Genomic DNA, 9,657 nt, shown 5'->3' with positions numbered 1-9,657 from the left:
CGAGGCGATCGGGGCGGCCGTCGACCGCATACGGTACGGCCGCCCCGATCGCCTCGGTGCCGGAGGCGCACGCGGCGGTGACCGTGCGGGCCTCGCCGGTGATGTGCAGGTCGAGGGAGACCTGGGAAGCGGCCTGCGAGGGCACGGTCATGGGGGTGGTGAGCGGGGAGACGGCACGCGGCCCCTTGTCCCGCAGCTTGCGGTCGCCGCCGACCAGGACGGACGCGTCCCCGAGGATCGTCCCGAGACTGACCCCGACCCGCTCCGGATCGAGCCCGCTCTCCCGGGTGCCGCCCGCGAGGAACCCGGCGTCACCCCACGCCTCCCGCGCGGCGATCACCGCGAACTGCGCGGCCCGGTTCATCCGCCGCGCCGCCGCCCGGGGCAGCAGCTCCGCCGGGTCGACGGGTACGGTCCCGGCCACCCGCACGGGCAGCTCCGCGAACTCCTCGCCGTCCAGTTCCCGTATCCCGTGCCGACCGTCGAGCAGCCCCCGCCACAGCTCGCCGACCCCGACTCCGAGCGGTGTGACGGCCCCGAGCCCGGTGACCACCACCCGCCGCGGCTCCCGCACGACCGCGTCCGCATTCCGCTCCGGCCGCGCGTGATGCCGTACGACGGACTCCGCACCGCCCCAGCCGCGGACCTCGGCATCGGTCGCGACCTCGTCCGCCGCCCCGTCGAGGTCCCGGTGCCACACACCCCAACGCCGTGCGTACGACACCTCGTCGGCGCGCGGGTCGACGACCCGCAGGGTGGTCACCCGGTCGCCGTCGCGGAACTCGACCGCCCCGAGGTCGTCGGAGTCGAGGCGGGGGATCGCCCCGACGTCCATCCGGTGGCAGGCGACGGTGACGCGCAGGTTCCGCCCGAGCACCTCGTCCCGGTCGGCCCCGCCGAGCGGCGGACGCAGCGCGAGCCGGATGGTCGCCGGGGTCTCGGGCAGCGTGTGCATCACGACGTACCAGCAGTCGCGTTCGGCGTCGTCCGGGGTCAGGGCGATCAGATCGCCCGGGATGACTTCGGCGGCGCTCACCGGGTGCGGCGCGAACGGAATCTCCGACGAATGGGGCGAATTGGACATACTTCTACACACTCCCTGTGCTCGGAACGGACTTATGGTGCGCGGCAAACGATCCCGAGTGAACTGGACCAAACCGGAAAAAGCCACGGTTGAATGGTGAACCTTTTACGGCTTGGGAGCCCTCAAGGGTGGCCGGAATGGGGCGAGTTGCCGGATTCGATCACCGGGCTTATGTGTGGAAGGTCACTTTCGTGGCCGCGGTCGCCGTCCCCGCCCCCACTTGTTCCCTGGATTTAACGCGAGGCCCTCTGGCAACTCCCTTTCTACGCGCGTAACTTGAGCCGACTCCCCACAGGCACCGGTATCGGCAGCTACACGAAGTACGAGGAGACCGCCAGCGTGTCCAGACCTGAAGGGCGCAGACCCCGCGCCCGCCGCACCGCCTACTCGATCGTCTCGGTGGGCGCGGCGGGAGCGTTCGCCTTCACCGCCCTGCCCGCCGCGCACGCCACCCCGTCGGCCGCGGCGGTGATCGCCGAGGTGTACGGCGGCGGAGGCAACTCGGGAGCCACCCTGACCCGGGACTTCGTGGAACTCGGCAACGCCGGTTCCACGGCCTACGACCTGTCGGGCTACAGCGTGCAGTACCTGCCCGGTACGCCGTCCTCCGGCTCCACCTGGCAGGTCACCGCCCTCACCGGCGCGATCGCCCCCGGCGCCCGCTACCTGGTCGGCGAGGGGACGGGCAGCGGCGGCACCACCGCGCTGCCGACCACCGACGCCAGCGGCTCGATCGCCATGAGCGCCACCACCGGCACGATCGCCCTGGTCTCCGGCACCACCGCGCTCACCTGCAAGACCGCCGCGGACTGCGCGGCCGACACCCGCATCGTCGACCTCACGGGCTACGGCACCGCGGTCGTCCGCGAGGGCAGCGGCCCGGCCACCGGCGCCTCCAACACGGCCGCGGTCGCCCGCGCCGACTCGCTCGCCGACACCGACGACAACGCGGCCGACTTCACCGCCGCCACCCCCTCCCCGGTCAACTCGGCGGGCCAGACGCCCGGTTCGGGCGACGGCGGCGGTGGCGACGGCGGCTCGCCGACCGACCCCGGCACCGTCCGCGTCCACGACATCCAGGGCACGACCCGCCTCTCGCCGTACTCCGGCCAGACGGTCACCCGGGTCCCCGGCATCGTCACCGGCGTCCGCTCCAGCGGCTCGCTCGGCTACTGGATCCAGGACCCGACCCCCGACACCGACCCGCGTACCAGCGAGGCCGTCTTCGTCTACACCGGCTCCACCAAGCCCACGGTGGCGGTCGGCGACTCGGTCCTGGTCACCGGCAAGGTCAGCGAGTACTACCCGAGCAGCACCAGCCAGTCCAACACCGAGATCACCGGCCCGACGACGACGGTCCTCTCCAGCGGCAACGCCCTCCCGGCCGCCGTCACACTGGACGCCACGTCCGTCCCCGACGCCTACATCCCCACCGCGTCCGGCGGCAGCATCGAGTCCCTCCCGCTCCAACCCACCGTCTACGCCCAGGACTTCTACGAGTCCCTGGAGGGCATGCGGGTCACGTTCGCCGACGCCCGCGTGGTCGGCGCGAGCGACGCGTACGGCGAGCTGTGGGTCACGGTGAAGCCGGACGAGAACGCAACGGCCCGCGGCGGCACCCTGTACTCCTCCTACGACCAGCCCAACACCGGCCGTATCGAGGTGATGTCGCTCGACACGACGTCAACCTTCCCCGCGGCCAACGTCGGTGACGAGCTGTCAGGTGTGACGACAGGCCCCCTGGACTACTCCACCTACGGCGGCTACAACGTCCAGGCCACCCAGCTCGGCACCCTCGTCGACAACGGCCTGAAGCAGGAAGTGACCCGCAAGCAGAAGAAGGACGAGCTGGCGGTCGCCACGTACAACGTGGAGAACCTGGACGCGCTCGACACCCAGGAGAAGTTCGACCGGCTCGCCGAGGGCGTCGCGGTCAACCTCAACTCCCCTGACATCGTGGCCCTGGAGGAGATCCAGGACGACAACGGCGCGACCAACGACGGCACGGTGACGGCCGAGGGCACTCTGAAGCGCTTCACGGACGCGGTCCGAGCGGCCGGCGGCCCGGCGTACAAGTGGCGCTACATCTCCCCGACCAACGACGCGGACGGCGGCGAGCCCGGCGGCAACATCCGCCAGGTCTTCCTCTTCAACCCCAAGCGGGTCTCCTTCACCGACCACAAGGGCGGCGACGCGACGACGGCCACGAGCGTGGTGAAGACCCGCCATGGCGTCGAACTCACCTACTCCCCGGGCCGTATCGACCCGACCAACGCGGCCTGGGAGGACAGCCGCAAGCCGTTGGTCGGTGAGTTCACCTTCCAGGGCGAGCAGGTCTTCGTCGTCGCCAACCACTTCATCTCCAAGGGCGGCGACCAGCCGATCCACGGCCGCTACCAGCCCCCGGCCCGCAGCTCCGAGACCCAGCGCGCGGCCCAGGCGGCGGAGGTCAACACCTTCGTCAAGTCCCTGCTCGCGGCGGACAAGAACGCCAAGGCGATCGTCCTCGGCGACCTGAACGACTACGAGTTCTCCCAGACAGTCACCACCCTGACGGCCGACAAGGTCCTCAAGCCCCTGATCACCACCCTCCCCGCCGCCGAGCGCTACACCTACGTCTACGACGGCAACTCCCAGACCCTGGACCACATCCTGACCAGCCCCGCGGTGACGTCGTTCAACTACGACGTCGTCCACATCAACGCGGAGTTCGCGGACCAGGCGAGCGACCACGACCCGCAGATCGTCCGGATCGATGTGTCGAAGTGCGGTAGGCACTAGCACGGTTGGCGTCCGATGGGACTGATGGTGCTGATGGGGCGGGACGGCGCAAGCCGCCCCGCCCCATCAACCTCTCGGCGCCGGGCAGGGACAATCCCCTAAGGGGCGTGCCGTCCCGATCCAGGTCAGGGCAACCCTCCTGAGGGGTGTGCCTTCGCGTTCCAGGTCAGGGCAACCCTCCTGAGGGGTGTGCCTTCGCGTTCCAGGTCAGGGCAACCCTCCTGAGGGGTGTGCCTTGGCGATCCCGGGCAGGGCAATCCCCTGAGGGGTGTGCCTTCGCGATCCAGGCCAGGGCAACCTCCCTGAGGGGCGCGCCGTCCCGATCCCGGCCAGGACACCCCCCTAAGGGGCGCGCCTTCTCGATGCCGGCCAGGGCAACTCCCTAAGGGGCGCGGGGAACTGCGCGACCAGCCGCAACGTGCCCGCACTCGCAAGCCAACGCAAGCCAACGCAAGCCAACGCAAGCCAACGCAAGCCCCTCAGACGCCAAGCCGCACACCCCGGTCCACCACACTCCGCCCCGTCGCCATGACGAGCCCCACCCCCACCACCAGCCCCAACGCCGGCAGCACCGGAAACCGCCCGCCGTAGGCGAACCCATGCCCCGCGAACCAGATCAGCGCACTCACACTCGCCGCCAGCCCGAACCACAACGCCCAAGGCCTGCGCGCGAGATCACCCGGCCGCGTCCACTCGTAGACCTGTGCCAGCCCGCGCTCCAACGGCCGCAACGCCCCTACGACCCCCACCAGCACGACCCCGAGCAAAGCCAGCCACGGGACCCGCAACACCCACCAACTCCCCGACCCGTAAGCGGGTTCCGGTGCGAGCCCGGTGAGATAGAAGGCACCGGCGACGACGAGCACCGGCAGCATGTGCCACAGGTAGAGCGTCATGCTGGCCCCGCCCAACGGCCGTACCAGCCGCCAGAGTTGAGCGCGTTCCAGCAACCGCCGCAGCGCGGGCGCGAGCAACAGCGCCAGCCCGGCCTGCCCAACCGCCCACGCCAGCATGGCCGCCGACGGGGGATTGGTGTTGCTGGGGCTCTGCCCGGTGACGAGGATCAGGCTCACGGGGAAGGGCCCGAGCCAGACCAGCGCGGCGAAGACGACCGTACCGCCCACGGCCATGAACACGGGCAGTGCGGACCGCTCGGCGAGGAGCTTGTCCCGCCAGCAGAAGCCCAGTTGATAGGCGACGCCCCACACGAGCACGTAGTTCAGCAGTCCGACGCCGGGCGCGTGCACGGTGACCACCAGCGTGTCGGCGACGAGCGCGACCGCCCCCATCACCACCGGCACGCGCAGCCCCCACCGCCGATGTGCCGTGTGCAGCACCGGAGTTACCGCGCTGAGCAGCAGATACACCGGCAGGAACCAGAACTGCATGGCCATCGCCCACCCGACGAGCGCGAGGGTGTCGGCGTCCACCCCGGCCGCCGCGCAGATCGCGACGGCGACCAGCACCAGCCCGCTGTACACCCCGGCCGGCAGGAGCAGCCGTAGCGCTCGCTGCCCCACCCATCCGGTCGCGGTACGGCCCTCGGTCCGCGCCCGCTCCCAGGAGCCACCGGCCGCGTGCCCGCCGGCCAGGAAGAACAGCGGCATGATCTGGAAGCCCAGGGTGAGCCACTGGGTCCAGGGCACGGTCGCGAGCAACTCCGGTACCTCAATTGCCCCGTTGGGCTCCCGCACCAGCCCGGTGATCAGCCAGTGCCCGAACACCACCAGCACGATCGCCCACGCCCGCAGGAAGTCGACGTAGCGATCCCGGTCCCCGCTCAAGTCCCCCATGGGACGCCATGGTGCCGGGGGAGCAGGGCAGTTGGGGCTGACGTGCGCTCTCCCGCAACCAATCCGTGCCCGTCACGACATCCGCGCACGGCCCCCGTTTCTCTTGACCCGCCCTTGCCTTGACTGGTCCCTGTCAACGCTGCTTCCCTGGGCCCACACATCGAATTGGTCTGCACCAATATTGATCAGGGATTGAATCGATTCACTCCCCACTGGAGGACGCCGCATGCGCACCCGATCGAGATCCCGCTCCCTTCTTTCCGCTGCCCTGCTGACCGGCGCCCTCGCGGCCGCCGGGCTCACCTCGGCGGCCCCCGCGTCGGCGGCCTCGGCTCCCAACGCCTGGCCTGCCCACGTCTTCGCCCCGTACTTCGACGCGGGCTCGGGAAACGTTTCCCTCACCGACGTGGCCAACAACTACGGCACCAAGTACTTCACGGCCGCGTTCGTCGACGGCCCCGGCTGTCAGTGGCAGGTGCCGGGTCAGTCAGCCCTCCAGTCCCAGATCGACGGCATCCGCGGCCAGGGCGGCGACGTCTCCGTCTCATTCGGCGGCTACACCTCCGACACCGCGCTCACCGAGATCGGCGACTCCTGCTCCAGCCCCGAGGCGGCGGCAGCGCAGATCGAGGGCGTCATCACCACCTTCAACCTCTCGCACGTCGACTTCGACATCGAGTCGGCCTCCCTCACCAACTCCGCCGGCATCGACCGCCGCGACAAAGCCCTTGCCCAGGTGCGGAGTTGGGCCGCCAACAACGGCCGCGCCTCTCGATCTCCGTCACCCTCCCCGCCCTCCCCAGCGGCCTCTCGGGCGACGGCGTGAACGTGTTGAACAACGCCCGCGCCAACGGCTTCACCCCGAACGTCGTCAACCTCATGACCATGGACTACGGCTCCTCGGGCACCGACATGGGCAACGCGGCCAACACGTCGGTGGACGCGGCGGCGGGCCAGGTCGCGAGCGCGTTCGGCATCTCCACCTCCGCCGCGTACGCCAAGCTCGGCAACACCCCGATGATCGGCCAGAACGACAGCGCCGGCGAGGTCTTCACCCTCGACAACGCCCGCAGCGTGGAGGCCTTCGACGCCTCGCGGGGCATCGCCCTGACGTCGTACTGGTCGCAGAACCGCGACAACGGCGGCTGCGCGGGCTCGACTTCGGCCCAGAGCACGTGCAGCGGCGTCAGCCAGAACTCCGGCGACTTCGCCCGCATCTTCCAGGCGTTCACCTCCGGCAGCAGCAGTGGCGGTGGCGGCACCGGCTCAACTGCCCAGTCCCTGCCCGGGACTTGGGCCCAGTGCGCGAGCGAGAACGGCACCTGCGCGGTCAGCGGCACGACCGCCGTGGCCTACGGCGCGAGCGGCAGGTTCAACTACGCGACGGAGACCGCCTCCACGCCCTGCACCAACGCGGTCTTCGGCGACCCGATCTCCGGCACGGCCAAGTCCTGCTACGGCCAGACGGCCCCGCCCGCGACCGACGTCTGGACCTCCTGCGCCGCCGAGGGCGGCACCTGCGCCTTCTCCGGCGTGATGACGGTGGCGTACGGCGCGGGCAGTTCGTTCAGCTACGCGACGCTGCCGGGCGGTACGGCGTGCACCAACGCCGTGTTCGGCGACCCGGCCTCCGGCACCGCCAAGTCCTGCTACCTCATCGGCGCCCCGCCGTCGTTCACCACGTGGACCAACTGCGCGGCGGAGAACGGGACTTGCAGCATCTCCGGCACGCACGAGGTGGCGTACGGGGCGGCCGGGCGGTACGTGTACCGGTCCGTGTCCGGGTCCACCGGGTGCAGCAACGGGGTCTTCGGTGACCCGATCTCCGGGACCGCGAAGTCCTGCTACGTGCAGTAGCACTCATCGCACGAGTCGCACGAGTCGCACGAGTCGCACGAGTCGCACGGGTCGCACGGGTCGCACGATTTGCGCAAGCCTCACGAGTCTCACGAGGAAGGCCGGACCATGTTCGGATCACGGACGATGTTCAGACTGCGGAAGACCAGTACGACCGGACGACCCTTGCCTGTGCGGCAAGTGATCTGGCTGGCGGTCCTGACCCCGGTCGTGGCGCTGCTCTACGGCGCCACGACCGCCCAGCCCGCGACGGCAGCCGCCCCCGGAGCACCCTCCGGCTGGTCGACCGTCTTCAGCGACGACTTCAACGGGTCGGCGGGATCGGCCCCTTCGTCGGCCGACTGGAAGTTCGACACCGGTCCGGGTTCGAGCTTCGGCACCGGTGAGATCGAGACGATGACCGACTCGACCGCCAACACCCACCTCGACGGCAACGGCAACCTGGACATCACCGCGCTGGGCTCCGGCAGTTCATGGACCTCGGGCCGGATCCAGACCCCGACGGCGAACGTGGGCGCACCGGCCGGCGGCCAGCTGGAAGTCACCGCGTCCATCCAACAGCCCAGCCCCGCAAGCGGGTTGGGCTACTGGCCGGCGTTCTGGATGCTGGGCCCCGGCCAGTGGCCGGAGAACGGCGAGATCGACATCATGGAGGACGTCAACGCCCTCTCCGACGTGGCAGGCACGATCCACTGCGGCACCTCCCCGGGCGGCCCCTGCAACGAGGGCACCGGAATCAGCAGCGGCCTGCGTGCCTGCCCCGGCTGCCAGAGCGGCTTCCACACGTACTCGATGATCCTCGACCGCACGAACACCTCGGCGGAGACGATCACCTTCTACCTGGACGGCAGCGCCTACTACACGGTCACCGAGGCCCAAGTCGGCACCGCCACCTGGCAGGCAGCCTTCGACCACAACCAGTCGATCATCCTCGACCTGGCCATGGGCGGCGCGTTCCCCAACGCGGCGTGCGGCTGCACCAGCCCGAGCGCCGCGACGTCCTCGGGCGGCACACTGAGCGTCGACTACGTGGCCGCGTACACCACAACGGGAAGCGCCGTGGGCTCCACCACCCAAGCCCTGCCCGGCACTTGGACCCAGTGCGCGGCGGAGAACGGAACATGCGCGGTCAACGGCACATCGGCCGTCGCCTTCGGCGCGAACGGCCGCTTCAACTACACGACGGCGACCGGCTCGACACCGTGCACCACCGCGGTGTTCGGCGACCCGACGATCGGAGTGGTGAAGTCCTGCTACGCGGAGACAGCACCCCCGACGGCCGACATCTGGTCCCCGTGCGCGTCGGAGAACAACACCTGTTCCTTCTCCGGCGTGATGACGGTCGCGTACGGCGCCGCCGGTGCGTACCGCTACGCCACGCTCCCGGCGGGCACCCCGTGCACCAACGCCGTCTTTGGCGACCCGATCCCGGGCACCGCCAAGTCCTGCTACCTGATCGGCGCCCCACCGTCCTTCACCACGTGGACCAACTGCGCGGCGGAGAACGGGACTTGCACCTTCTCCGGCACCCACGAGGTGGCGTACGGGACGGGCGGCCAGTACTTCTACGGCACCTTCACGGGCGGCACCCCGTGCACCAACGCGGTCTTCGGCGACCCGGCGTCAGGAACGGCGAAGACCTGCTACTACCAATGACCGAGCGGACGTAGAACTCCCCGCACTACGCACGGGAATCGATACCCCGGCCGTTACCCACTTTCGGGTGACGCCTCCGGTGGACCTGGGGTGGCGCACCCTGGCGATCACGGACCTCGGGTCAGCGCCCCCAACAACTCGGGGCGTCAACCTGGTGCATCACGCGCATAAATGGACGGTACAGGCGACAATCACGGAAATGCGACCGACTCGTAACGCGATTCACGTATCGCTCATATCCCGTCGGTGCGGCGGAGAAGGTGTGGGTGTGCGGCCAACAGGCCGCCACCCGCACACCGCACAGCCCGGGGTACGGCCGTAGCCGTATGCCAGGGAGGTGCCCGCACCATGCTGGGGGAACCCGTGACCTCTTCACCTTCCGTGTCCGTCCGTCGTCTGGCCGCAGCCGCGCTGGCTGCCGGCGCTCTCGTCGGCGCGGCGGCACTGCCGGCGACCGCGGCCGACCACGCGGCCCGGCCGAGCGTG

6 protein-coding genes are annotated in these 9,657 nt (G+C 70.2%); 4 read left to right on the top strand and 2 right to left on the bottom strand.

Going from position 1 to position 9,657, the window contains the following annotated elements; genetic code table 11:
* Positions 1–1,084, bottom strand: a 1,084-nt coding sequence (locus JHN45_RS47555; protein WP_268982483.1) for a beta-ketoacyl synthase N-terminal-like domain-containing protein, incomplete at its 3' end; no start/stop codon positions are given.
* A gap of 399 nt (positions 1,085–1,483) precedes the next feature.
* Between JHN45_RS47555 and JHN45_RS47550 the strand changes: the two genes are divergently transcribed.
* Positions 1,484–3,865 carry an endonuclease/exonuclease/phosphatase family protein gene (locus JHN45_RS47550; RefSeq protein ID WP_201055652.1) on the top strand — a complete coding sequence of 794 codons (2,382 nt, stop codon included), beginning with the start codon at positions 1,484–1,486 and terminating at the stop codon, positions 3,863–3,865.
* Positions 3,866–4,344: 479 nt separating this feature from the next.
* Here JHN45_RS47550 and JHN45_RS47545 read toward each other — a convergent pair whose 3' ends face one another.
* On the bottom strand, positions 4,345–5,658 hold the full coding sequence (locus tag JHN45_RS47545; protein ID WP_201055648.1) for an acyltransferase: 1,314 nt from the start codon (positions 5,656–5,658) through the stop codon (positions 4,345–4,347).
* Between the two features lie 226 nt (positions 5,659–5,884).
* On the opposite strand from JHN45_RS47545, the gene JHN45_RS53755 reads away from it, so the two are divergent.
* The 3 genes from JHN45_RS53755 to JHN45_RS47535 all read left to right on the top strand — a co-directional run bounded on the left by JHN45_RS53755 (position 5,885) and on the right by JHN45_RS47535 (position 9,171).
* Entirely contained in the window at positions 5,885–6,484 is a 600-nt protein-coding gene (locus JHN45_RS53755) for a hypothetical protein (protein ID WP_236584889.1), read from the top strand.
* Entirely contained in the window at positions 6,403–7,515 is a 1,113-nt protein-coding gene (locus tag JHN45_RS47540) for a hypothetical protein (RefSeq protein ID WP_236584888.1), read from the top strand. The genes JHN45_RS53755 and JHN45_RS47540 overlap by 82 nt, the downstream gene beginning before the upstream one ends.
* 171 nt (positions 7,516–7,686) lie before the next feature.
* Positions 7,687–9,171: a glycoside hydrolase family 16 protein gene (locus tag JHN45_RS47535; protein ID WP_307783403.1), complete on the top strand. Its 1,485-nt coding sequence runs from the start codon at positions 7,687–7,689 to the stop codon at positions 9,169–9,171.
* Positions 9,172–9,657: the final 486 nt, after the last annotated feature.

Source organism: Streptomyces sp. MBT53 (assembly GCF_016654115.1).
Taxonomy (GTDB): Bacteria; Actinomycetota; Actinomycetes; order Streptomycetales; family Streptomycetaceae; genus Streptomyces.
Note: the sequence above shows the minus strand (reverse complement) of the source record. Positions and strands in the feature narration are given on the sequence as shown.

Coding starts and splice junctions, on each gene's coding strand:
- JHN45_RS47545 (WP_201055648.1), bottom strand. CDS start 5,658: ATGGGGGACTTGAGCGGGGACCGGGATCGCTACGTCGACTTCCTGCGG.
- JHN45_RS53755 (WP_236584889.1), top strand. CDS start 5,885: ATGCGCACCCGATCGAGATCCCGCTCCCTTCTTTCCGCTGCCCTGCTG.